The organism is Rhodococcus sp. P4_B6, assembly GCF_056402215.1.
Genome location: NZ_JBFUHV010000008.1, coordinates 31,643 through 53,903 on the forward strand (window position 1 = coordinate 31,643; position 22,261 = coordinate 53,903).

Annotated in this window: 22 protein-coding genes and 1 pseudogene; 13 read left to right on the forward strand and 10 right to left on the reverse strand. The window is 67.9% G+C overall.

Going from position 1 to position 22,261, the window contains the following annotated elements:
* The first annotated feature begins 34 nt into the window (after positions 1–34).
* The 3 genes and pseudogenes from AC1DWT_RS05595 to AC1DWT_RS05605 all read left to right on the forward strand — a co-directional run bounded on the left by AC1DWT_RS05595 (position 35) and on the right by AC1DWT_RS05605 (position 2,289).
* The gene (locus AC1DWT_RS05595; RefSeq protein WP_072947387.1) at positions 35–1,291 is read left to right on the forward strand and encodes a tryptophan 2,3-dioxygenase; all 1,257 of its coding nucleotides are present in this window, start codon (positions 35–37) and stop codon (positions 1,289–1,291) included.
* A gap of 38 nt (positions 1,292–1,329) precedes the next feature.
* Positions 1,330–1,488 (forward strand): annotated as a pseudogene (locus AC1DWT_RS05600) (methyltransferase family protein); the annotation flags it as partial.
* Positions 1,489–1,587: 99 nt separating this feature from the next.
* Complete coding sequence (locus tag AC1DWT_RS05605; protein WP_477920031.1) at positions 1,588–2,289, forward strand: methyltransferase; 702 nt, start codon at positions 1,588–1,590, stop codon at positions 2,287–2,289.
* On the opposite strand, the gene AC1DWT_RS05610 is transcribed toward AC1DWT_RS05605, so the two are convergent.
* Complete coding sequence (locus tag AC1DWT_RS05610) at positions 2,267–3,169, reverse strand: HhH-GPD family protein (RefSeq protein ID WP_072947389.1); 903 nt, start codon at positions 3,167–3,169, stop codon at positions 2,267–2,269. The genes AC1DWT_RS05605 and AC1DWT_RS05610 overlap by 23 nt on opposite strands.
* A gap of 100 nt (positions 3,170–3,269) precedes the next feature.
* On the opposite strand from AC1DWT_RS05610, the gene AC1DWT_RS05615 reads away from it, so the two are divergent.
* Positions 3,270–3,896 carry a carbonic anhydrase gene (locus AC1DWT_RS05615; protein WP_074933799.1) on the forward strand — a complete coding sequence of 209 codons (627 nt, stop codon included), beginning with the start codon at positions 3,270–3,272 and terminating at the stop codon, positions 3,894–3,896.
* Positions 3,897–3,955: 59 nt separating this feature from the next.
* Positions 3,956–4,720: a hypothetical protein gene (locus AC1DWT_RS05620; RefSeq protein WP_072947402.1), complete on the forward strand. Its 765-nt coding sequence runs from the start codon at positions 3,956–3,958 to the stop codon at positions 4,718–4,720.
* Here the strand turns inward: AC1DWT_RS05620 and AC1DWT_RS05625 are convergent.
* From AC1DWT_RS05625 to AC1DWT_RS05635, 3 genes are read right to left on the reverse strand one after another with little or no spacing between them, the layout of a single operon-like run.
* Entirely contained in the window at positions 4,713–5,675 is a 963-nt protein-coding gene (locus AC1DWT_RS05625; RefSeq protein ID WP_387489959.1) for an asparaginase, read from the reverse strand. The two genes, AC1DWT_RS05620 and AC1DWT_RS05625, sit on opposite strands and share 8 nt — an antisense overlap.
* A 14-nt stretch (positions 5,676–5,689) precedes the next feature.
* The gene (locus AC1DWT_RS05630; protein ID WP_072947404.1) at positions 5,690–7,135 is read right to left on the reverse strand and encodes an amino acid permease; all 1,446 of its coding nucleotides are present in this window, start codon (positions 7,133–7,135) and stop codon (positions 5,690–5,692) included.
* Positions 7,132–8,580 (reverse strand): aspartate ammonia-lyase, encoded by a 1,449-nt coding sequence (locus tag AC1DWT_RS05635; RefSeq protein ID WP_072947405.1) that lies wholly within the window; start codon positions 8,578–8,580, stop codon positions 7,132–7,134. Before AC1DWT_RS05635 ends, AC1DWT_RS05630 begins: the two co-directional genes overlap by 4 nt.
* A gap of 218 nt (positions 8,581–8,798) precedes the next feature.
* On the opposite strand from AC1DWT_RS05635, the gene AC1DWT_RS05640 reads away from it, so the two are divergent.
* Positions 8,799–9,518 carry a FadR/GntR family transcriptional regulator gene (locus tag AC1DWT_RS05640; RefSeq protein ID WP_387489956.1) on the forward strand — a complete coding sequence of 240 codons (720 nt, stop codon included), beginning with the start codon at positions 8,799–8,801 and terminating at the stop codon, positions 9,516–9,518.
* A gap of 17 nt (positions 9,519–9,535) precedes the next feature.
* Here the strand turns inward: AC1DWT_RS05640 and disA are convergent, their stop codons facing one another.
* Positions 9,536–10,621 carry a DNA integrity scanning diadenylate cyclase DisA gene (disA, locus tag AC1DWT_RS05645; protein ID WP_012691546.1) on the reverse strand — a complete coding sequence of 362 codons (1,086 nt, stop codon included), beginning with the start codon at positions 10,619–10,621 and terminating at the stop codon, positions 9,536–9,538.
* An 85-nt stretch (positions 10,622–10,706) separates the two neighbouring features.
* Between disA and AC1DWT_RS05650 the strand changes: the two genes are divergently transcribed.
* Positions 10,707–11,270 carry a PaaI family thioesterase gene (locus AC1DWT_RS05650; protein WP_387489952.1) on the forward strand — a complete coding sequence of 188 codons (564 nt, stop codon included), beginning with the start codon at positions 10,707–10,709 and terminating at the stop codon, positions 11,268–11,270.
* Positions 11,271–11,276: 6 nt separating this feature from the next.
* Here AC1DWT_RS05650 and radA read toward each other — a convergent pair whose 3' ends face one another.
* Positions 11,277–12,659 carry a DNA repair protein RadA gene (gene radA / locus AC1DWT_RS05655; RefSeq protein ID WP_387489950.1) on the reverse strand — a complete coding sequence of 461 codons (1,383 nt, stop codon included), beginning with the start codon at positions 12,657–12,659 and terminating at the stop codon, positions 11,277–11,279.
* A gap of 46 nt (positions 12,660–12,705) precedes the next feature.
* Positions 12,706–13,338, reverse strand: a complete 633-nt coding sequence (locus AC1DWT_RS05660) for a copper chaperone PCu(A)C domain-containing protein (protein ID WP_095863017.1) — start codon at positions 13,336–13,338, stop codon at positions 12,706–12,708.
* 263 nt (positions 13,339–13,601) lie between these two features.
* On the opposite strand from AC1DWT_RS05660, the gene carD reads away from it, so the two are divergent.
* The 5 genes from carD to rlmB are packed head-to-tail and all read left to right on the forward strand — an operon-like array spanning position 13,602 to position 17,642.
* On the forward strand, positions 13,602–14,090 hold the full coding sequence (carD, locus tag AC1DWT_RS05665) for an RNA polymerase-binding transcription factor CarD (protein WP_005262216.1): 489 nt from the start codon (positions 13,602–13,604) through the stop codon (positions 14,088–14,090).
* Between the two features lie 18 nt (positions 14,091–14,108).
* The gene (ispD, locus tag AC1DWT_RS05670) at positions 14,109–14,789 is read left to right on the forward strand and encodes a 2-C-methyl-D-erythritol 4-phosphate cytidylyltransferase (RefSeq protein WP_072947410.1); all 681 of its coding nucleotides are present in this window, start codon (positions 14,109–14,111) and stop codon (positions 14,787–14,789) included.
* A complete protein-coding gene (gene ispF, locus AC1DWT_RS05675; RefSeq protein ID WP_005244898.1) occupies positions 14,789–15,265 on the forward strand; it encodes a 2-C-methyl-D-erythritol 2,4-cyclodiphosphate synthase in 477 nt (158 codons plus the stop codon). The genes ispD and ispF overlap by 1 nt, the downstream gene beginning before the upstream one ends.
* Positions 15,266–15,276: 11 nt before the next feature.
* Positions 15,277–16,671: a cysteine--tRNA ligase gene (gene cysS / locus AC1DWT_RS05680; protein WP_072947411.1), complete on the forward strand. Its 1,395-nt coding sequence runs from the start codon at positions 15,277–15,279 to the stop codon at positions 16,669–16,671.
* Positions 16,672–16,673: 2 nt separating this feature from the next.
* Entirely contained in the window at positions 16,674–17,642 is a 969-nt protein-coding gene (gene rlmB / locus AC1DWT_RS05685) for a 23S rRNA (guanosine(2251)-2'-O)-methyltransferase RlmB (RefSeq protein ID WP_072947412.1), read from the forward strand.
* A 13-nt stretch (positions 17,643–17,655) separates the two neighbouring features.
* Here rlmB and AC1DWT_RS05690 read toward each other — a convergent pair whose 3' ends face one another.
* Positions 17,656–18,537 (reverse strand): 5-oxoprolinase subunit C family protein, encoded by an 882-nt coding sequence (locus tag AC1DWT_RS05690; RefSeq protein WP_477919994.1) that lies wholly within the window; start codon positions 18,535–18,537, stop codon positions 17,656–17,658.
* 47 nt (positions 18,538–18,584) lie between these two features.
* On the opposite strand from AC1DWT_RS05690, the gene AC1DWT_RS05695 reads away from it, so the two are divergent.
* A complete protein-coding gene (locus AC1DWT_RS05695) occupies positions 18,585–19,274 on the forward strand; it encodes a ZIP family metal transporter (RefSeq protein WP_276139084.1) in 690 nt (229 codons plus the stop codon).
* Positions 19,275–19,278: 4 nt separating this feature from the next.
* On the opposite strand, the gene ald is transcribed toward AC1DWT_RS05695, so the two are convergent.
* Together ald and AC1DWT_RS05705 are read right to left on the reverse strand one after the other, a co-directional pair.
* A complete protein-coding gene (ald, locus tag AC1DWT_RS05700; RefSeq protein WP_477919995.1) occupies positions 19,279–20,385 on the reverse strand; it encodes an alanine dehydrogenase in 1,107 nt (368 codons plus the stop codon).
* Between the two features lie 212 nt (positions 20,386–20,597).
* Complete coding sequence (locus AC1DWT_RS05705; protein ID WP_477919996.1) at positions 20,598–22,205, reverse strand: PucR family transcriptional regulator; 1,608 nt, start codon at positions 22,203–22,205, stop codon at positions 20,598–20,600.
* Positions 22,206–22,261 lie beyond the last annotated feature (56 nt).

Genomic DNA, 22,261 nt, shown 5'->3' on the forward strand with positions numbered 1-22,261 from the left:
AACACCGCAGTAAGGATGAGAGGCGGGTTTCGCATTGATTTCCGAAACGCTGCTCGAAGCCGAGCAGAAGTTTGTTCGTTCCGGCGTGATCGGCGTCGGGGGCACGTGCGTTCAGGCTGCTGAAGCGACGACCGATGAATTGTCTGGACGCAATATCGAGAATGCGCTCCGACAATGGGAGGCGGGGGACGCGGAGTTTCCCCATGCGGCCGTCGCGGCCCATTATCAGACGGTCGGGCGTAACGGGGTCCGGCCCCGCCTGGTCGCCATGCTGCAAAACTTCCATGACAACAACCGTGCGCATCATGTTCTCGGTGCCTGGCTACCGATGACGTTCGATGCCCAGAATGGCGACTATCTGTCATATGTCGGGCTCGACTATTTCGACCAGGTCGTCCGGTCCGATGACGCGCAGCGCGTGGACGCATTCGTTGCTGCCGCGGCCATGGACCTCGCGTTGCTGGAGGCGCGAGCACTCGGGAGGTCGGCACACGCACCCCAGGTGGTCCGGACGCGCGCAGTGACACGGGTCGTGACCCAACTCGACAGGCTCGCACCCGATTTCTCGCTCGAACCTTCCGTCGCTGCGGCCGGTCTCGCGGCGCTGGCTCAGCCGGGCGCCGACTACGGCCCGTTTGCTTCAGTCGCTGCGCCGGCGCTGAACAGTGTGCCCGAAGAGATCGGAAGTGCAGTTCGGCTGACGTTGCTGCCGACGACGCGCCTGCACGACGAGCAGATGTTCATCCGCTGCATCCAGATCTTCGAAGGTCTGTATCGGCAAGTCGCGACGGCGATTTCGAGGTCGATCCGTGACCTGCGCGACGGTCTTGCTGCAGCGGCGAAGGATCGCCTCGACCGGGCGTCGATCCGCCTCGAAGCGGTGCCTGCGCTCTTCCGGGTTCTCACGACGATGCCGGTTGACGCCTTCTCGATTATTCGCGGCTTCACGCATGGGCGGAGCGCGGTGCAGTCGCGCGCGTTTCGTGAGGTCGAGTTCGCTTGCGCTCCACCTGAGTCCCGTGACTTCGAGCACGTTGGGAAAATCGATGTCGGGGAGGATACATTGCAGGACGTCTATCTCGCGATGCGCAAGACGCATCCGGATGCACACGTTCTCGAGGAGGCGATGCGGCGCCTGGACCGTGCGTGGGTTGCGATGAAGCGCGGCCACTGGGGCATCACCCTGAAAGTCATCGGAACGGTGCCTGGCACCGGCGGGACGGCAGGCGCGTCGTATTTAAAACATGCTGCGATGACGTCACTCTTCCCGCGGCTGTCCGAGGTGGCGTGAACATGAGCGATATCAACCACCGAGTGAGAAAACAGATCATGGGATACATCGTGTCCCAATCTATTTCAGCCGTCTGTGAGCTGGGTGTGCCCGACCGACTGGCGGACGATGCGTGCTTGCTCGGCGATCTCGCGGCGAGCGTGGGCGCCGACGCCGACGCACTCGGTCGATTCCTGCGGGTCCTCGTCGCGGAAGGCTTGTTTGCGGAAGACGGTGGAGGGCGATTTGCGTTGACGGAGGCCGGTGAGCTTCTGCGGACAGACACTCCGGGCTCGCTTCGTCACTTGGTCGGCTTGATGTCGAACGAGGCCTACCTCGTGTGGGGGCACGCAGCGCATTCGATCCGGTCGGGGAAGGAATCGTTTTCAGCGGCGTTCGGCAAGCCGTACTTCGAATGGTTGTCCGAGAATCCGTCGGCAGCCGATGAGTTCGCACGGGGCCAAGCAGGGCTGGTCGAGCTGCGTTTGCTGCCCTTGCTCGACCACGACTGGTCTGACGTGGGAACGGTCGTCGACGTCGGTGGCGGGACCGGCGCGCTGATCACCCGGTTGCTCGATCGGCACGAGCATCTACGCGGAATTCTGTTCGATCTGCCTCATGTGGTAGCGGAAGCGCCGTCGACGTTCGGTTCGGCCGGCATCGGTGAACGAACGACAGTCGTGGGCGGAAGTTTCTTCGACGACGTCCCAGGCAATGGTGACGTGTACGTGCTGTCTCAGATTCTCCACGACTGGGATGACGCGTCCGCAGGCAAGATCCTCAGCAGTTGCCGGCAAGCGATCCCGCCAGGCGGACGATTGATGATTGTCGAGCAGGTCCTGCCGGAATCGGCGACAACCCACCCTATGGCTCTGCTGGATCTCCACATGCTGGTTCTCCTGGGAGGTCGCGAGCGCACGATCACCGAATGGCGCCGACTGTTGACCGACCACGGATTCACGCTGGATTCGATCACGCAAGGTCCGCGGTCATCCGTCATCGAAGCGGTTCCGGTGTGAGCTGGCTGCCCTCGCCCGCGAGGGCGAAGAGCCCGTCGTCGGTCTGCTCGACGAGGCCGTCGATCAGCAGGGAGTGGAGGGCGCGGTCGCGTTGCCCGGGGTCGTCGAGCCACACCTGGTCGAGCAGGACGCGTTCGACCGGGGCGGTGCTTTCGCGGAGTACGGCCATGAGCTTGCCGCGCACCTGACGGTCGGTGCCTGCGAATTTCTGCACCTTCCGGCGCTCTCCGGTGTGCGCGGGACGTCCGGCGTCGACCCAGGCGCAGTTCGGCAGCGGGCAGCGGGAGCATTCGGGGGAGCGGGCGGTGCAGACGGTGGCGCCGAGTTCCATCAGGGCCGCGGAGAACGTGGCGGCCCGGGCACGCGTCCGGGGGAGCAGGGTGGACACGTCGGCGAGGTCACGGGTCGTCGACGGGTTCCCGGGCTCCGCGCTGCCGTGCACGGCCCTGGCGACCACCCGCCGGACGTTCGTGTCGACGACGGGGACCCGCTGTCCGTAGGCGAAGCAGGCGACGGCCCGCGCGGTGTAGGCGCCGATGCCGGGCAGGCCGAGGAGGGTGTCGACGTCGCTCGGCACCACGTCGCCGTGTTCGGAGGCGAGCACACCGGCGCATTCGTGGAGTCGCAGCGCACGACGCGGGTAGCCGAGCTTCCCCCACGCGCGCAGGACGTCGGCCTGGCTCGACGCGGCCATGCGGGAGGGGACGGGCCAGCGCTGCACCCATTCCTCCCAGATCGGGGCCACCCGGACGACCGGTGTCTGCTGCAGCATGATCTCGCTCATCAGGATGTGCCAGGCGGTGACGCCGTCGCGGCGCCACGGCAGATCCCGGGCCTGGGCCTCGTACCAGTTGATCAGCGCGGAGGAGTCAACGGCCACTTCGTCCTCACAAGTCCCTTCGTTCACGGGTGAAACAGAATTTCCGGGGTCGTCATAATCCCGTCGCGACGGTGCCACACGCCCGGTGCACAATGATCCCATGCCTAATTCGAACCCGGTGTCCGCATGGAAAGCCCTTCGTCAGGGTAACGACAGATTCGTCAGCGGCACCTCGCTCCATCCCAGCCAGGGCGTCGCCGATCGGGCGAAGCTCGTCGGCGGCCAGCACCCCACGGCCGTCCTGTTCGGTTGCGGAGACTCCCGCGTCGCCGCCGAGATCATCTTCGATCAGGGTCTGGGCGACATGTTCGTCGTCCGCACCGCGGGTCACGTGATCGACGACGCCGTGCTCGGGTCCATCGAGTACGCGGTCGGCGTGCTGAACGTCCCGCTGATCGTCGTGCTCGGTCACGACAGTTGCGGTGCCGTGAAGGCGACGCTCGACGCCCTCGACGACGGCAACGTGCCGCCCGGCTTCATCCGCAGCATCGTGGAACGCGTCGCGCCGTCGATCCTCATGGGACGGCGAGAGGGCCTCAGCACCGTCGACGAACTCGAGGGTCGCCATGTGGTGGAGACCGGTGCGCTGCTCATGCAGCGTTCGCGGATCATCGCGGACAAGGTGGAGAGCGGCGCGTGCGCCATCGCGGGCGTCACGTACAAGCTGTCCGACGGCCGTACCCACCTGCAGGGCGCTGTCGGGGACATCGGTGAGCTCACGGACTGACCGCGACACGCCGCAGCCGCTGAGCCGTTGCCGCGCGACGCCGAACTACCGTTGACGTCGTGCTGGAACCGAATGGACCGTTGCCCCCCGAGATTTACTGGCGCCGCAGGGCGCTGGCGATCGGCGGCGCCATCGTCGTGTTGCTGCTCGTGGTGTGGTTGATCAACTCGCTGCGTGGTGGCGGTGACTCCGAGACGGATCCGGCGGCAGCGAGTTCGTCGTTGACCACTCCTGTGTCGATTTCCCCGACAGCCTCGGGTTCGTCCACGTCCAGCGGTGGTTCGGGCGGTTCCGGTGGCGGCGGCGGTGGCGCCGCTGCCGCCGGCGGCGAGGCGTCGTCGGGCACGTCCGGTTCGTCGGGGGCGTCGAGCAGCGGCGCCTCGAGCAGCGCAGCTCCCAGCGGTCAGCCGGTCGCTGCGGGACAGTGCCCGGACCAGTCGCTGGCCATCAAGGTGGCGGCAGACAAGCCGACGTACCTGCCCGGTGAGGAGCCGAGCTTCACGACGGTCGTCACCAACATCGGCACCACGCCGTGCGAACGCGATCTGGGCAGCAGCCTGCAGCAGGTGCTCGTCTACACGATCGACGGTGCCGTGCGCCTGTGGTCCAACATCGACTGCTTCCCGCAGTCCGCGGCCGATGCGCGCACCCTCGCCGCGGGCGAGCAAGCCCAGTTCACCGTGAAGTGGTCGGCCAAGACGTCTGCGCCCGACTGCCTGACGCAGCCGGAACCCCAGCGTGATCCGGTGGGGCCCGGCGCGTACACGGTGGTCGGGCAGCTCGGTCAGCTCCGCAGTGCGCCGGAGCCGTTCAATCTCAGCTGATCCTCGGTGCGGGGTCGATGCGTGAGCGTCGATCGAATTCCTTGTCGAGGTCGGTGTGCTCGGGGTCGGCGAGCAGCGCCGCGAGCAGGATGCGGGCCTGACCTGCTCTGAGGTCGGTGGAGAACAGTGCCCCCGCCGAGATGAGGTCGTGTCCGCCGCCCCCGCCGCCATACGTGGCGGAGGTCGGGCCGTGCGGCACCCGGGTGGTGACCACGACCGGGATTCCGGCGGACGTGCAGTCCCGGACCGCCTCGACGATCGCGGGGTTCGCGTTCCCGGATCCGAGCCCGTCGAGCACCAGCCCCCGGGCCCCGGCCGCAAGGCACGCGTCGATCTGGACGCGATCCGCGCCCGGATAGGCGGCCACGATGTCGACGCGGGTTCCGGAGATCGGATGCCACGACAGCGGATCGGGACGTTGCGGCAGCAGGTCGCCGGTGGGGTGGACGGATCGGAACGCGTCGAGGGACGTCGTGTCCGCCTTGCGCGTTCCGGACGCCCGGTGCAGGGCACCTCCGAACGCGATGAGGACACCCGCTCCGCGCAGGGCGGGGTTCGTTCCCGCGGCGATCGCGTCGGTCAGGTTGGCGCGGGCGTCGGATTCCGGATGGTCGAAGGTGCGCTGCGCACCCGTGAAGACCACCGGCCGCGGGTCGGCGTGGTGGAGGTCGACCAGGAATGCGGTCTCCTCCATGGTGTCGGTTCCGTGTAGCACGACCACCGCGTCGAGATCGGGGTCGCTCAGCTCCGAGGTGACGGTGTCGCGGACCCGGTCCATGTCGGCGAACGTCATGCTCGAACTGTCCTTCGACATCACGTCGACGACACGAATTTCCGTTCCGGTTCGGGTGCTGCCCAGCAGATCGGAGCCTGCGACCACGGGCCTGCTGACACCCTGCCCGTTCCGGGTGCTGGCGATGGTGCCTCCGGTGGTGACGACGGCGACTTTCGGCACTGTTGTCCTTCCTGCTAGGCGTTGGGGCGGTCGGATGCCAGGGTCCGGATGCGGTTCCTCGCGCCGTACCATCCGATCACCAGCAGCGGGGCGATGATCGCGATGGATCCGACGGTCCAGGTTCCGACCGGGTGATCGAATGCCATCAGTATGACGACGCATCCGAGGAAGACCAGGGTGAGGAGCCCGGTGTAGGGGGCGCCGAACATCCGGAAGCCGGGGCGGGTGAGGGTGCCGTCCTTCGCGAGTTTCCACAGTTTCAGCTGGCACAGCACGATGACGGCCCAGGCGCTGATGATCCCGAGTGCGGCGAGGTTCAGAACGATCTCGAATGCCTGCGTGGGAACGACGGCGTTGAGTCCGACGCCGAGCAGGATGACGAATCCGGTGAGGGCGATGCCGCCGTACGGAACTCCGGCCTTGTTCATCCGGGCGGCGAACGACGGGGCCGACCCGGCCATGGCCATCGAATGCAGTATTCGTCCGGTGGAGTACAGGCCGGCGTTGAGAGACGACAACGCGGCGGTGAGCACGACGAGGTTCATGATCGCGTCGGCGCCCTGCACATTGATGGAACCGAAGAACGTGACGAACGGGCTTTCGCCGGCGTGGTACTCGGTGTAGGGGAGCAGTAGCGACAGCAGCAGGACGGATCCGACGTAGAAGACGAGGATCCGGACGATGACCGTGTTGATCGCCTTCGGGATGACCTTCTGCGGGTTCTTCGTCTCGCCCGCAGTTGTTCCCACGAGTTCGATCGAGGCGTAGGCGAAGACGACGCCCTGGATCACCACGACGGCGGGCAGGATTCCGTTGGGGAAGAGTCCGCCGTTGTCGGTGATCATGCTGAAGCCCGACGAATGTCCTTCGATCGGCGTTCCGAACAGCACGAAGTAGATGCCGAAGCCGAGGAACGCGGCGAGGGCGACGACCTTGATGAGGGCGAACCAGAACTCCAGTTCGCCGAACACCTTGACGGAGACGAGATTCAGCCCGAGGACCAGTACGACTGCGGCGAGGGCGAAGACCCATTGGTCGACGTTTCCGAGCGGTGCCCAGTACTTCTTGAAGAAGTTCATGTACAGCGCGACTGCGGTGACGTCGACGACGGCCGTCATCGCCCAGTTCATCCAGTACAGCCAGCCCGCGGCGAAGGCCATCTTCTCGCCGAAGAATTCCCGCGAGTACGACACGAAGGACCCGGACGTGGGGCGATGCATCACGAGTTCGCCCAGGGCCCGCAGGATCAGGAAGGCGAAGAACCCGCAGAGGGCGTAGACGAGGACGAGTGCGGGGCCGGCCTGCTGGAGGCGTCCGCCCGCGCCCATGAACAGGCCGGTGCCGATCGCACCGCCGATCGCGATCATCTGGATCTGTCTCGGGCCGAGCGCTTTCCGGTAGCCGAGGTCTTCCTCGACGAAGATGTCGGCGCCGGAGGTGTCGTCCTTCTCGATCGTCACGAGACCACCTCCGCGGCAGCGGCGACGGGTGTCTGCCGTGGCGAACCGGACGCTCTCAGATTCGCGAGATGCTCGGGACTGAGGAGGCGGTCGAGTTCCTCACGGTCGAGCAGGCCCGCCTCGATCACGAGGTCGGCGACCCTGCGGCCGGAGACCAGCGCTTCCTGTGCGATCCGGGTCGAGGCGGTGTAGCCGATGTACGGGTTGAGCGCGGTGACGAGTCCGATGGAGTCCTCGACCCGGGCCCGCAGCAGATCGGCGTTGGCGGTGATGCCGAGTACGCAGCGGTCGGCCAGGATCCGGCAGGCGGCACCGAGGTGGCGCATCCCCTCGGACAGGGAGTGCACGATGATCGGTTCGAATGCGTTGAGCTGGAGCTGGCCGGATTCGGCGGCCATCGTGATGGTGACGTCGTTGCCGATGACCTCGTAGGCCACCTGGTTGAGGACTTCCGGGATCACCGGGTTGACCTTGCCGGGCATGATCGACGAACCGGCCTGTACCGGTGGGAGATTGATCTCGTTCAGGCCCGCGCGCGGCCCCGACGACAGCAGGCGGAGGTCGTTGCACACCTTCGACAACTTGACCGCGATCCGCTTGAGCACGCCGGAGAGGTGGACGAACTGACCGACGTCCTGGGTTGCCTCGACCAGGTCCGTGGCGAGGACGAGGGGGAGTCCGGTGAGTTCCCGAAGTGTGTCGCACGCCGCCTCGGCGTAGCCGGCGGGTGCGTTCAGGCCCGTGCCGATCGCGGTGGCGCCGAGGTTGATCTCGTGGACGAGGAGAGCGGCCTCGCCGAGACGGGCGCGGTCCTCGTCGATCATCACCGAGTACGTGGCGAACTCCTGGCCCAGCGTCATCGGCACCGCGTCCTGGAGTTGGGTGCGCCCCATCTTCACGGTGTCGGCGAACTCGACTGCCTTGGTCGCGAAGGCCTCCTGCAGGACCCGCATGGCGTCCAGCAGGTCGTCGATCGCGAAGATCGTCGCGATGTTGACCGCGGTGGGGTAGACGTCGTTGGTCGACTGGCTGAGGTTCACGTGCTCGTTGGGATGGAGTTCCGTGTACTCCCCGCGCCCGTGGCCGAGGATCTCGAGTGCCCGGTTGGCGATCACCTCGTTGGCATTCATGTTGGTCGACGTCCCGGCGCCGCCCTGGATGACGTCGACGACGAACTGCTCGTGCCAGCGGCCGTCGACGATCTCCCGGCACGCCTGTCCGATCGCGTCGGCCTGGCGGTGATCGAGGATCCCGAGTTTCTCGTTGGCGCTCGCTGCGGCCCATTTGACGTAGGCAAGTCCGCGAATCAGGTAGGGGTTCGTGGAGATCGGCCGGCCGGTGATCGGGAAGTTCTCCACGGCCCGCAGCGTGTGGATTCCCCAGTAGGAATCCGCAGGCACTTGGCGGTCGCCGAGCAGATCGTGTTCTGTTCGCGTTTCGAGCACTTGATCATTCCTCACGGGGATTCGCGCGAGCCGTTGCTCTGCACGGATGCGGTGGACGGAGTCTGCTGCTCGAAGAGGTAGATTCCCCGGTCGAGCCACCCGGCTATCCACCTGCCAGGCTGTCAGACAGGTGCAATTGTTACCTCGCTCACTCGCAGGCGTCAACCCCGGGGTGTCCCGTATTGACGTTGCGGTCGGTGCGTGAGCAGAATGTCTGCATGAACCTGTCGGACAGCTGGGCAGCCAGGCGCCCTGTCACGGCGCGGGTCAGCGCCGCGGAGGCGGTCCTCGCAGACCTCCGTGACGCGATCACGTCGGGTGAGCTGTCGGTCGGTGAACGACTTCCGTCCGAAGCGTCCCTCGCGGCGCGGCACGGGGTCAGCCGGTCGGTGATCCGGGAGGCCCTGCGGTCCTGTCATGCGCTCGGACTCACGGAGACGAAGTCGGGCCTCGGGACGTTTGTCGTCAGCGATTCGATCGCCCGCGACCTCGACTTCGGGAACTACGCGGCCAACGAACTCGTCGAGGCACGCCCGCACGTCGAGATTCCCGCCGCCGGATGGGCGGCGCAACGGCACACCGGCGAGGACCTCGCCGCCCTGCGCGGCCTGGTGGACCAGATGCGGGACGAGGACGACCCCCTCGTGTGGGTGTCGCTGGATGCACAGTTCCACGCGTACATCGCCCGGACGAGCCGGAACCGCGTATTCGAATCCGTGATCGTCGACATCCGCGAAGCCCTCACCCGCCAGTCCGAAACGCTGAATCTGGTTGCGGGACGGCAGCAGAAGTCGAACGACGAGCACGACCGGATCGTGGACGGCATCGCATCCGGAAGCTACGACAAGGCCGCCCGCGCCATGGCCGAACACCTGGACGCGGTGCGGGTCGCACTGGAATCCGTGGTCGGAGAAGGCAGCCCGGACCACCGACGGTGAACTGCGACCGCCGACGACTAGTCGTACGGGCCGGAGATCGACGTCTCGGCGAGCCGGGACAGGCCCTCGCGGATGTGGCGCGCCCACAGCCCGCCGATCCCCTCCACCGACTGCAGGTCGGCAGCCGTCGCGGCCAGCAGTGACTGCAGGGTTCCGAACGAGCCGACGAGCCGGTGAATCTGGTTGAACTGCAACCGGGGAACGCGAGTGAGGACGCGGTAGCCGCGGGGGCTCATCGGCGCCTCGAGCGCCTCGATGGTGCCCGGGTAGCCGAACGCCCGCGCCAGCGTCGTGAGGTCGAGAAGGTCTGCGTCCGTGATCCTGTCGAGCGCGGTGAGCGACTTCTCGACGTCCTCGGCGGGCGCCGGGCCGGAACCGGCCAGATAGTCGCGCACGATGAGTTCCCTCGCCACGTCGTTGTCGCCGACGAGTTCCTCGAGTTGCAGTGCGAGCTGCCGCCCGTCCGTCCCGAGTTCGAGCACGTCCTGCTCGATCTCGACGGACACGCGCCGCACCATCTCCAGGCGCTGCACCACGGTCAGGGCGTCGCGGAGCGTGACGAAATCCTCGATCTCCACCACCGACAGCTGGCGGGTCACCTCGTCGAGCCGCGCTTTGTACCGCTCGAGGGTGGCGACCGCCTGATTGGCGCGCGACAGGATCGTGGCGGACCCGTCGATGACGTGCCGGATGCCGCCGACGTACACGCTGACGATGCTCATCGACTGGCTGACCGACACCACCGGGTATCCGGTTTGCATGGCCGTCCGCTCGGCGGCGCGGTGACGGGTGCCGGACTCGACGGTCGGGATCTTGTGGTCGGGCACCAGTTGGACGTTGGCGCGCACGATGCGGGACCCGTCGGTGGACAGGACCACGGCGCCGTCCATCTTCGACAGCTCACGCAGGCGGGTCGGGGCGAACTCCACGTCGAGTTCGAAGCCGCCGTCGCAGATCTCTTCCATCTGCTCGTCGTAGCCGAGGACGATCAACGCACCGGTGCGGCCGCGCAGAATGCGTTCCAGGCCGTCGCGAAGTGCAGTTCCGGGAGCCAGCCGGGCAATCGTTTCGCGCAGTGCAGACGACGACTCGGCATCGTTCATCGCGCAATACTCCCGCTGAGGTAGACGTCACTTGTCGGGGACCGCCGCGGAAACACGTCCGGACCCGCGTTTAGATTACCTATCCATGAGTGGTACCTGGACTTTGCCCGACGACCTGACCCTGCCCGGCCGGGTCGGCAGCTTTCCCGCCGCAGGTCAGCCGGTGCCGCACCACTGGTCGAGGTGCTTCGGGTGCGGAGACCAGTCGCCCGCCGGCATGTCGATGAGCTTCACGGCCGGGAACGGGCTCGACGTGTGGGGCCGGCTCGAGGTGGCACCCCGCTACCAGGGCGGTCCGGGAGTGATCCACGGCGGCATCCTGTCGACAGCGTTCGACGAGGCGCTGGGCATGGTGTGCCGGTCGATCGTCGACGGACCGGTGGTCACCGGGCATCTCGAGATCGACTTCGCCAGGCCCATACCGCTGGGTTCCGTCCTCGAATTCCACGCGCGGGTCGACGGGTCGATCCGCCGCAAGGTGTACGCGAGCGCCGAGGCGCGCATCGTCGAGGGGCCGACGTCCGACCCGGACGTGGTGGTGGCGACGTCGAGGGGGCTGTTCCTCACCGTCACGGCCGAGCACTTCGAGAAGACGAAGGACTTCGTGGACGGCGTGCCGGAGCGCCCGTTCGGAACCTCGTCGATCTGAGCAATCTCACCGCAGCGACGCGATCGCTGCTCCCAGGTTCCCGACCTCGGTGACCTTCATGCCCTTCGGCGCCGCCCCGGAGTCGAGGGGAACGATGGCGCGGGTGAATCCGAGGCGGAATGCCTCGGCGAGCCTGCGCCCGACGCCGGGCACCCGGCGAACCTCACCGGCCAGTCCCACTTCGCCGAGGATCACGAGCCCGTCGGGAACGGGACGGTCCTTCACCGCGGACGCGACGGCGAGGGCCAGCGCCAGGTCAGCGGACGGCTCGGTCATCCGCATCCCGCCGACGGTGGCGGCGTAGACGTCGTTCTTCGCGATCGGCACCCCGCACCGGCGGTCGAGCACGGCCAGGACCATGGCCACCCGGGCGCTGTCGAGTCCGCTCACGGCGCGCCGGGGTGCGGGCATGGACGTGGCCGCGACGAGTGCCTGCACCTCACCGAGGAGTGGCCGTTTGCCGTCCATCATGACGGTGACGGCGGTTCCGGGAACGGCTTCGGCGCGGTGGTGGAGGAACAGTCCGGACGGGTCGCTGATTCCGGCGATGCCGTCTTCGCGCAGTTCGAAGCAACCGACCTCGTCGGCGGCACCGAAACGGTTCTTGACGCCGCGCACCATCCGCAGCGTCGAATGCTTGTCGCCCTCGAAGTGCAGCACCACGTCGACGAGATGCTCGAGCGACCGCGGACCGGCGACCGCACCGTCCTTGGTGACGTGGCCGATGAGGAGCACCGGCACGCCGCTGGCCTTCGCGAGGGAGGTGAGGGCGCTGGTGACGGCCTTCACCTGGGTGACGCCGCCGACCACGCCGTCGACGTCGGCGGCCAGCATGGTCTGCACGGAGTCGACGATCAGCAGGGTGGGACGCACCTGCTCGACGTGACCGAGGATGGTCGCGAGATCGGATTCGGCGGCGAGATAGACCCGCTCGTGGACGGCGCCGGTGCGGTCGGCCCGCAGTCGCACCTGCCCGGCGGATTCCTCGCCGGTGACGTAGAGCGACCGGTCGTCCGGGCCTCGCCGGGCCCACTGGTGGACCACCTCGAGGAGCAGGGTCGACTTGCCGACGCCGGGTTCGCCTGCGAGGAGAACGACGGAACCGGGCACCACACCGCCGCCGAGAACACGGTCGAGTTCGTCGATGCCGGTGGGCTTGGCGCGGGTGGACGTGCTGTCGATCCGCGTGATCGGAGTCGCCGGGGTGGACGGAAGGACCGCTCCGGCTCCCGCTTTCGCGAGCGAGGCGCCGGAGCGGCTCGCGACGGCTGCGACGATCGGGGCCTCGTCCATCGAGCCCCAGCTACCGCATTCGGGGCACCGCCCGACCCATTTGGGAACCGTGCACTGGCACGACGAGCAGCGGAAGCTGGATTTGAGTTTGGCCACCCGGCCAGCCTAGGTATCGGGTCCGACAGCGGACCCGATACGGCTGCTAGTGTCCGCCGCCCTCGGCTTCGGTGCCGGGCGACTTGTCGGAGACGTGCCGCTCGGTCTCGTGGCCCGCGTCGACGGGAACGGACACGGTGATGTCTCCGGCCTTCTCGAACGAGAACGTGACGGGGAAGGTGAGGCCCGGGCGGACGCCTTCCTTCAGGCTGTTCAGAGTCACCAGGACGACGTCGGTCGGCGCGTCGGCGCTCTTGTCCGTCTCGGCGGCGGCGTCCGCGCCGGCTTCGGCGTCCCCGACCGGCAGGCCGGCGACGAGCGCGCTCTGCGGCGGAATCTCGAGTCCGCCGGACTTCTCGCCGAGCGTGACGGACTGCGCGAAGTCGGTGCTGATGCGGGTCAGCGTGTCCGGGGTGTCCTCGTTGTTGTTGATCGCGGTGAACGCCAGGACGGCGTTGCTCCCCGGCTCGAGGCTGTACTCGGCGGAGTTGGGGTAGACGACGTGCACGTTGCGCAGGGCGATCGATCCGGCCTCCGCGCTGTTGCCGTTGACCGCGGCGACCTGACTCGACGTCTGAGTGATCTGGCCCGCACTGCACGCGGACAGCACGAGGGCTGCGCCGGCAGCGAGAGCGACGGCGGTAGCGACTCGGCGAGTCGACTTGTCGAGAGCAGTCACGAGTTGTCCTCCGGTGTCAGGTTCGCACTTCAACTAGGCAGAGTAGTAGTTCCCCCGCGTGGCCTGCTCGCTGGGTACTCACAATGGTTGTCTGCGTGCGGTTTCGGTGCCGGAGAACGGCCGGATCGGGGTGTCCGGAATGCACGTATCGGGACCCCTGTCAACCCCTAGGGTCAGGCCATGATGCCCCTGACCTGCACCGTTGATGCGACCAGGATCCGGACACGTGTTAAACTCGAATGATCGAAAGGGGCACGGGACAGATGATTTTTAAGGTCGGAGACACCGTCGTATACCCCCATCACGGTGCGGCGCTGATCGAAGCTATTGAAACCCGCACCATCAAGGGTGAGCAGAAGGAATATCTCGTTCTCAAGGTTGCTCAGGGCGATCTCACCGTACGGGTTCCCGCAGACAACGCAGAGTACGTGGGCGTACGCGACGTCGTCGGCCAGGAAGGTCTCGACAAGGTCTTCCAGGTACTGCGGGCTCCGCACACCGAAGAACCCACCAACTGGTCACGCCGCTACAAGGCGAATCTCGAAAAGCTCGCGTCCGGTGACGTCAACAAGGTCGCCGAGGTCGTTCGTGACCTGTGGCGTCGTGAGCAGGACCGCGGTCTGTCCGCGGGAGAGAAGCGCATGCTCGCGAAGGCGCGGCAGATCCTCGTCGGCGAACTCGCACTCGCCGAAGGCACCGACAGCGACAAGGCCGAGACCATCCTCGACGAGGTCCTCGCGGCCGCGTCCTAGACAGTCGCGATACACACAGTGGCCGAGGGACAAGGTCCTGTAGTCGCGCTGGTTCCCGCCGCAGGTCAGGGAGTGCGTTTGGGTGAGAACAAGCCCAAGGCATTCGTTGATCTCGGGGGGACGACCATGCTGACACGCGCGGTCGACGGGCTCCTGCAGTCGGGGGCTGTCGACCGCGTCGTCGTGATCGTCCCGGAGGAACTCGTCGAGTCGACGCGCAGCCTCCTCCCCGGTGACGTCACCGTCGTCGCTGGTGGGAGTGAGCGGACCGATTCGGTTCGCGCCGGACTCGCCGTCGCGGACGACGCCGAATATGTCCTCGTGCACGACGCCGCCCGCGCTCTGACGCCGCCGTCGCTCATCGCGCGGGTGGTCGCGGAGCTGCGGTGTGGCCGCACCGCGGTGATTCCCGTCCTCCCGGTGGCGGACACCATCAAGACCGTCGACGTTCTCGGCGCGGTCACCGGCACCCCCGAACGGTCCGAACTGCGGGCGGTGCAGACGCCGCAGGGTTTCACCGCGGAACTGCTCCGCCGCGCGTACGCCGCCGCCGACGGCATCGCCACGGACGACGCCGGCCTGGTGGAGCGGCTCGGGGAACGGGTCCGCAGCATCGTCGGAGAACCCACAGCATTCAAGATCACCACGCCGCTGGACCTCGTCCTGGCCCGCGCGCTGGTGGAAGAGGGAGCGCACTAGTGCGAGTCGGAATCGGGACGGACGTCCACCCGATCGAGCAGGGACGGCCGTGCTGGATGGCGGGCCTGCTGTTCGAGGACGAGAACGGCTGCGCGGGTCACTCCGACGGCGACGTCGCCGTCCACGCACTCTGCGACGCCCTGCTCTCCGCCGCCGGCCTCGGCGATCTCGGCTCCGTCTTCGGAACCGGCAGACCCGAGTGGTCCGGGGTGAGCGGCGCCGCGATGCTCGCGGAGGTCCGCCGGCTCCTGGAAGAGGACGATTTCGGTGTCGCCAACGCCGCGGTCCAGGTGATCGGGAACCGGCCGAAGATCGGCCCGCGCCGGAACGAGGCCCAGAAGGTGCTCAGCGACATTCTGGGAGCCCCGGTTTCGGTGTCCGCGACCACCACGGACGGGCTTGGTCTCACCGGCCGCGGCGAGGGGATCGCCGCGATGGCCACCGCATTGGTCATTCCCGATCGAAGCGCCAGGTAGGATCGCTGGTCGTGACCCTGCGCCTATTCGACACCGAGACGCGGGCCTTGCGTGACTTCGCTCCGCTGGCCCCTGGACACGCATCGGTGTACCTGTGTGGCGCCACGGTGCAGGGCGACCCCCACATCGGTCACGTACGCAGCGGCGTCGCCTTCGACGTGCTGCGACGCTGGCTGCTCGCCCACGACTACGACGTGGCGTTCGTCCGCAATGTCACGGACATCGAAGACAAGATCCTGAACAAGGCCGCCGAGGCGGGCAGGCCGTGGTGGGAGTGGGCCGCCACGTTCGAGCGGTCCTTCACGTGGGCCTACCAGCAACTGGGTGTGCTGCCGCCGTCCGTCGAGCCGCGCGCCACCGGGCACATCACGCAGATGGTCGAGATGATGCAGCGCCTCATCGACAACGGCCACGCGTACGCGGCGGGCGGCGACGTCTACTTCGACGTCCGCAGCTACCCGCAGTACGGCAGCCTGTCCGGGCACAAACTGGACGACGTGCACCAGGGCGAGAGCGCCGGCGAATGCAAACGCGACCCCCGCGACTTCACGCTGTGGAAGGCGGAGAAGCCGGGCGAGCCGTCGTGGCCGACGCCGTGGGGCCGTGGCAGGCCGGGCTGGCACCTCGAGTGCTCCGCGATGGCCGAGTTCTATCTCGGGGCGGCGTTCGACATCCACTGCGGTGGCCTGGACCTGGTGTTCCCGCACCACGAGAACGAGATCGCGCAGGCCAAGTGCTCCGGCGACGACTTCGCGCAGTACTGGCTGCACAACGGCTGGGTCACCATGGGTGGCGAGAAGATGTCGAAGTCGCTCGGCAACGTTCTCTCCGTGCCGAACGTGCTGAAAAAGGTTCGGCCGCAAGAGCTTCGGTACTATCTCGGCAGTGCCCACTACCGGTCGATGCTCGAGTACTCCGACACCGCGCTCGACGAGGGCGCGGCCGCGTACCGCCGCATCGAATCGTTCGTCACGCGCACGCAGGAGCGCGCCGGTGAGGTCGCGGTCGGCCGGTGGACGGACGCGTTCGCTCGCGCTCTCGACGACGACCTCGCCGTCCCCGCCGCACTCGCCGAGGTGCACGGCAAGGTCCGCGAGGGCAACATCGCGCTCGACGGGGGAGATCTCGAAGGCGCGCGCGCAATCGCGTCGCAGGTCCGGGCCATGCTCGGAATCCTCGGCGTCGACCCGCTGGACGCGCACTGGACTCAGGAGACCGCGGACGCGTCCGCGGCAACCGATGCCCTGGACGTTCTGGTCCGGGCCGAACTCGAGCGCAGGCAGACTGCCCGCGCCGAGAAGAACTGGGCTGTGGCCGACGAGGTGCGTGACCGTCTCATCCGGGCGGGCATCGAGGTCACCGATACCCCCAACGGGCCCGAGTGGTCTCTCAAGGCAGGACAGTAGTAATGGCTGGAAATTCGAGTAGGCGCGGAGCCATCCGCAAGGCCGGCACCAAGAAGGGCCAGGTCGCCGGTTCCGGTGGCCAGCGTCGCAAGGGGCTGGAAGGCCGTGGCGCCACGCCGCCCGCGGAGGCCCGCACCAAGCACCCCGCCGCGAAGCGGGCCGCCCGCGCCGCCCGGGACGCCGAGAAGCAGCCGGGCCGCGGTCGTCAGACCGCGGGTCGCAAGGTGCTCGACGGCCCCGAGAACGTGCTGGGCCGCAACCCCGTCGTCGAATGCCTGCGTGCCGGTGTCCCCGCGACCGCACTGTACGTCGCGGTCGGGACCGAGAGCGACGACCGTCTGAAGGAATCCGTCCAGCGGGCGGCCGACGCGGGCATCTCCATCCTCGAGGTTCCCCGCACGGATCTCGACCGGCTCAGCGCCAACGGCATGCACCAGGGCATCGCGTTGCAGGTGCCGCCGTACCGCTACGCGCACCCCGACGACCTGATCGCGGAAGCTCGAAAGCACCAGGAGGCGCCGCTGCTGGTGGCCCTCGACAACATCACCGACCCCCGCAATCTCGGTGCCGTCGTCCGGTCGGTGGCTGCGTTCGGTGGTCACGGTGTGGTCATCCCCGAGCGGCGCAGTGCGTCGGTCACCGCGGTGGCGTGGCGCACGAGCGCCGGCGCCGCCGCGCGTCTGCCCATCGCCCGCGCCACCAATCTCACTCGCACGCTGAAGGATTGGGCGTCCAAGGGCGTCCAGGTGGTCGGGCTCGACGCGGGTGGCGACACCACGCTCGACGAGTTCGACGGCAGCGGCCCGGTGGTCGTCGTGGTCGGCTCCGAGGGCAAGGGACTGTCGCGTCTGGTGCGCGAGAACTGCGACGCCATCCTCAGCATCCCGATGGCAGGCCCCGTCGAATCGCTCAACGCGTCCGTCGCCGCGGGTGTTGTGCTCGCCGACATCGCCCGGCGCCGCCGGAGTTAGATTTCCGCCCCGATCACTTCGGGATCGGCGACGTCACCACCCGGTGGAAGCGCACCCGGTGCCCGGGTCGCAACTGCGCGGCCATCGGCAGGTCAGCCTCGGCGACCACGGCGATCACCGGGTAGCCGCCCGTCACCGGATGGTCGGCGAGGAACAGGATCGGCTGACCGTTCGGGGGCACCTGCAGGGCACCCGCCACCATGGCCTCGCTCGGCATCTCGTCACGCACGGATCGGTGCAGCGCTCCCGGGCCCTCGAATCGCGCCCCCACCCGGTTGGTGTCGGAACTGACCGTCCACGTCTCGCGGAGAAGGGCGTCGACCGACGCGGGCGTGAACCAGTCGTCCCGCGGTCCGAGGCGGACGCGCATCGTCAACGGATCCTCGGGGGTGACCGGTGGCGGGATGATCTCGTCCGCGGGCCAGTCGCCGGCATCCGCACCCACGAGCAACCGGTCACCCTCGGCGACGGGATCGGGGCCGAGGCCCGACAGTGTGTCGGTGGACCGGCTCCCCATCACCGCGGGTACGTCGAACCCTCCCCGCACCGCGACGTAACTGCGCAGCCCCTCGGTCGCGAACGCGATCTCCAGTAGATCTCCCGTGTTCAGGTGGAGCATCGTGTAGTCGGGTCGGGGTTCGGAATTGACGGTGACGGGGTTGCGGGCGCCCGTGACGGCGACGGAGACGGTCCCGGTCGCCCGCACGGCCAGCCCGCCGAGCGTGACCTCCAGTGTGGCTGCGCCGGAGTGGTTGCCCACCAACCTGTTTGCGCTGTCGTGCGCCTCGCGGTCGACGGCACCCGACTCGCCGACACCGATGGACGCATAGCCGGGGCGGCCGCGATCCTGCACGGTGGTGAACGGTCCGGTGCGCACGACCTCGAGCCAAGCCATCGTCCGATTGTCCCGCATCCCGGCGTCGTCTGGATACGCTCTCGACCATGTTGACCGCGACTCTGTACGGCCTCGGCACGGCCGTACCCCTGCTGATCGGTGCCGTCGTCGGGCTGCGCTACGACCTGCCGCGGCCGGTCCTCGCGGCACTCATGGCGTTCGGTGCGGGAACGATGGTGGCCGCCGTGTCCACCGAATTGTTCCAGCCCGCGTTCGAGACCGAAGGGATCTGGACGGCAGGCGCGGCCCTGTTCACGGGGGCACTCGTCTACGTGGTCGCAGACCGGCTCATCGAGCAGAAACTCGGTGCCGCCGCTCTCGGCTGGGCGTTGATGCTCGGTGCGCTGCTCGACGGCATCCCCGAGAACACCGCCCTCGGGGTGACGATCAGCAGCGCAGGCGGGGTGGTGCTGCTCGTCGCCGTCGCGGTCGGAAACGTGCCCGAGGCGGTCGCGGGCGCGGCGTCCATGCGGTCCCAGCCGCACTTCAGCCGCGGCCGCGCCCTGTCGGTGTGGGTGGCGACCGCCGTCCTGCTGGTGCTGGTGGTGATCGGTGCCGATGCCGTGTCCGACACCATCTCCGACGGCACCATCGCGACCATCCAGGCGTTCGCCGGTGGCGCGACCATCGCCGTGCTCGCGGACTCGCTGATGCCCGAGGCCTACCGGGAAGGTGGGTGGTGGGTCGGGTTGTCCACCGCGCTCGGGTTCCTCGTCGCGTTCGGGCTCGGCGCCTAGCGTCTCAGGCGGGCAGTGTCGCGGCCGGGTAGCCGTGCGCGGCAGCGACTTCGGTGGACAGCAGCTTGCCGTCGTGGGTGGACAGTCCCTCTGCGAGGCCGGGAACGGTCGCGGTCGCTTCCTGCCAGCCCTTGTCGGCGAGGGCGACGACGTACGGCAGGGTCGCGTTGGTGAGCGCGTAGGTCGACGTGCGGGGGACGGCGCCGGGCATGTTGGCGACGCAGTAGAACACCGAGTCGTGGACCTGGTAGGTGGGTTCGGCGTGGGTGGTGGGACGCGAGTCCTCGAAGCAGCCGCCCTGGTCGATGGCGATGTCGACGAGCACGGAGCCGGGCTTCATCCGGGAGACCAGGTTGTTGGAGACGAGGGTGGGGGCCTTGGCGCCGGGGACGAGGACGGCTCCGATGACGAGGTCGGCGTCGAGGACGGCCTGCTCGAGTTCGAGACTGTTGGAGACGATGGTCTTGACCTGGCCGTGGTACTGGGCGTCGATCTCCCGGAGGCGGGCGATGGACAGGTCGAGGACGGTGACGTCGGCGTGCATGCCGTGTGCGATGGCGATGGCGTTCTTGCCGGAGACGCCGGCGCCGATGACGACGACCTTGGCCGGTCGCACCCCGGGGACACCGCCCATCAGAACGCCGCGGCCGCCGCCCTGGCGCATCAGGTGGTAGGCGCCGGCCTGCGGGGCGAGGCGTCCGGCGACCTCGCTCATCGGGGCGAGCAGCGGCAGGGAGCCGTCGGCGCCGGTGACGGTTTCGTAGGCGATGGAGGTGGTCTTCGACGCCAGCAGTGCGTCGGTGCACTCCTTGGATGCGGCGAGGTGCAGGTAGGTGAACAGCACCTGGTCTTGGCGGAGGCGGGGGTATTCCTCGGCGATGGGTTCTTTGACCTTCAGTAGCAGGTCGGCGCTCTCCCAGACCTGGTCGGCGGTCGAGAGGATCTGGGCGCCTGCGGCTTTGAAGTCCGCGTCGGCGAAGGACGAGCCGACGCCGGCCCCGGTTTCGATGATCACCTCGTGGCCGCGGCCGACAAGTTCGTGGACACCGGCGGGGGTGATGGCCACGCGGTATTCGTGGTTCTTGATTTCGCGGGGGATGCCGATCTTCATGAGAACTCCGTGCTGTTGGAAATTCGATTGGTAGGTGCCAATAGTGAAGAAAGCGATCATTCATGCCAACAGTTCTGAAGATAATTCTCAATATCGGGGTTCCGGATCGCGACTATTCGGATGTTGGCACCCTGAGCCGGTTCTCGTCGAACGATGTTCGAGAGTGGCTACGCCCCGTGAGTACTTATTAACCGCCCGACGTTAATAAGTACTCACGGGCGGCGGAGCTGCAGGATCAGCATGGCCGTGTGCAGCGACGTCCGGGACTCGGCATCGTCGAGGTCGACACCGAGCAGTCGCTCGATCGTGGCAAGCTTCGCGTAGAGCGTGGGGCGCGAGAGGTGGAGCCTCTTCGCGAGTTCCGTCTTGTTGCCGCCGAGTTCGAGGAAGCTCCGCAGGACTTCGACGCTGTCGCCGCCGTGGCGCGCGCGATGCTCCAGCAGGCCGCGGAGTTCGGTTTCGGCGAACGCCTGCACCCGCGGATCGGTCCGGATCAGGGCGAGGAGCCCGCGCAACCGGATGTCGGCTGCCCGGTGAAAAGCCTTGTCGTCCGGTGGCAACGACAGCGCGACGTCGGCGATGTGCGCGGATTCCGTGAGGCCGCCCGCGGCGTCCAGCAGCCGGGTCGATTCGGGGCCGACGCCGATCGTGCAGTGCAGGACGCCGTCGAGCCGGGCGAGTGCGGCGCGGATCGCCCCGCAGAGTTCGGTCAGCGCGCCGGGTGCGGACACCGGCGGATGGGACAGGAGCAGGTCGATCTGCCCGGCCCGGGTGTTCGCGGTCAGTGCCGTCTGCCGCGACGTCCGGACCGCGTGACGCACGGCGTCGAGCATGGTGATCCGGCGTCGCTGTGCCAGAACCTGGTCGGCGCTGGCGGTTTCGCCGACCCGGACCGTCATCGGCAGGTAGGTCAGTGCCGGCCGGAGACCGAGTGCGTGGGCGCGTGCGGTCGCCTCGGCCTCGTCCTGGATGCGTCCGCGGCGGAGTTCGTCGATGAGCCCACTCTGGGCCTGCTGCTCGAGTGCGGTTCGGTCCTGTTCGACCATGCGGTGCAGTGCGAGCGCTTGGGCCGCGCGTTCGAGGGTCATCCGCGCACGACCTTCCGCGGCGACGGGGCGGGGGGCGACGAGTCGTCCCCATTCCTGCCGATGTGCGCCGACGGGGGTGGTCGTCCACGACTCGGGCCCGTCGACCGCGGTCTGATGCGACACGGGCGTGAGCCGCGACCGGCGTTCCCACTCGGCGAGGAGGTCCGCCGTCGCGGTGCCCTGCGCCGCGAACGCCAGCACCTGCCGGTTGAGGTCTTCGAGCACGATCGGGGCGCCGAGCATGCCTGCCGCGGCGTCGACGATCTCGCCGAGCGACGCCCGCTTCATGCTGAGGTCGGTGAAGACCTCGTGGGCGTGCCGTGCGAACGCGACCTCGTCGTACTGCTCTGCGACGATCGATCGGTGCACAGCCTCCGTGACCTCGACGAACTTGATCTGACGGTGCAGCGCGATCAGGGGGAACGACAGTCTGTCGGCGGCGCGTGCCACCCCGTCCGGGACGGTGTCGACGTGGACGCCGAGTTCGACGACGAGTCCGGCTGCGCCCGCCGCGGCCAGCCCTTCCAGGTATTCCACGCTCGACGAGTCGTCGGCGAGGGGTTGCCCGGTGGTGAGGACGAGTTCGCCGCCCTGGAGGAGGTTCGACAGGTCGGGTAGATCGCTGACGTGCACCCATCGCACCGGCCTGTCGAGTGTTCCGCCGCCGATCACCTCGGGCGTCCCGGCCTGGACGACCGGGAGCGCCAGGATGTCGACGATGGTGGGCAGCATTTACGCAGTGTAAATCAGAAGGCGGATTGTTATACAGATCGTCGGGGTCTGGGGGC

Bases quoted from the DNA above. Each gene is read 5' to 3' on its own strand.
- AC1DWT_RS05605 (WP_477920031.1), top strand. From the start codon at position 1,588: ATGTCGAACGAGGCCTACCTCGTGTGGGGGCACGCAGCGCATTCGATC.
- AC1DWT_RS05615 (WP_074933799.1), top strand. From the start codon at position 3,270: ATGCCTAATTCGAACCCGGTGTCCGCATGGAAAGCCCTTCGTCAGGGT.
- AC1DWT_RS05640 (WP_387489956.1), top strand. From the start codon at position 8,799: ATGAACCTGTCGGACAGCTGGGCAGCCAGGCGCCCTGTCACGGCGCGG.
- disA (WP_012691546.1), bottom strand. From the start codon at position 10,621: ATGAACGATGCCGAGTCGTCGTCTGCACTGCGCGAAACGATTGCCCGG.
- AC1DWT_RS05650 (WP_387489952.1), top strand. From the start codon at position 10,707: ATGAGTGGTACCTGGACTTTGCCCGACGACCTGACCCTGCCCGGCCGG.
- carD (WP_005262216.1), top strand. From the start codon at position 13,602: ATGATTTTTAAGGTCGGAGACACCGTCGTATACCCCCATCACGGTGCG.
- rlmB (WP_072947412.1), top strand. From the start codon at position 16,674: ATGGCTGGAAATTCGAGTAGGCGCGGAGCCATCCGCAAGGCCGGCACC.
- AC1DWT_RS05690 (WP_477919994.1), bottom strand. From the start codon at position 18,537: ATGGCTTGGCTCGAGGTCGTGCGCACCGGACCGTTCACCACCGTGCAG.
- AC1DWT_RS05695 (WP_276139084.1), top strand. From the start codon at position 18,585: ATGTTGACCGCGACTCTGTACGGCCTCGGCACGGCCGTACCCCTGCTG.
- ald (WP_477919995.1), bottom strand. From the start codon at position 20,385: ATGAAGATCGGCATCCCCCGCGAAATCAAGAACCACGAATACCGCGTG.
- AC1DWT_RS05705 (WP_477919996.1), bottom strand. From the start codon at position 22,205: ATGCTGCCCACCATCGTCGACATCCTGGCGCTCCCGGTCGTCCAGGCC.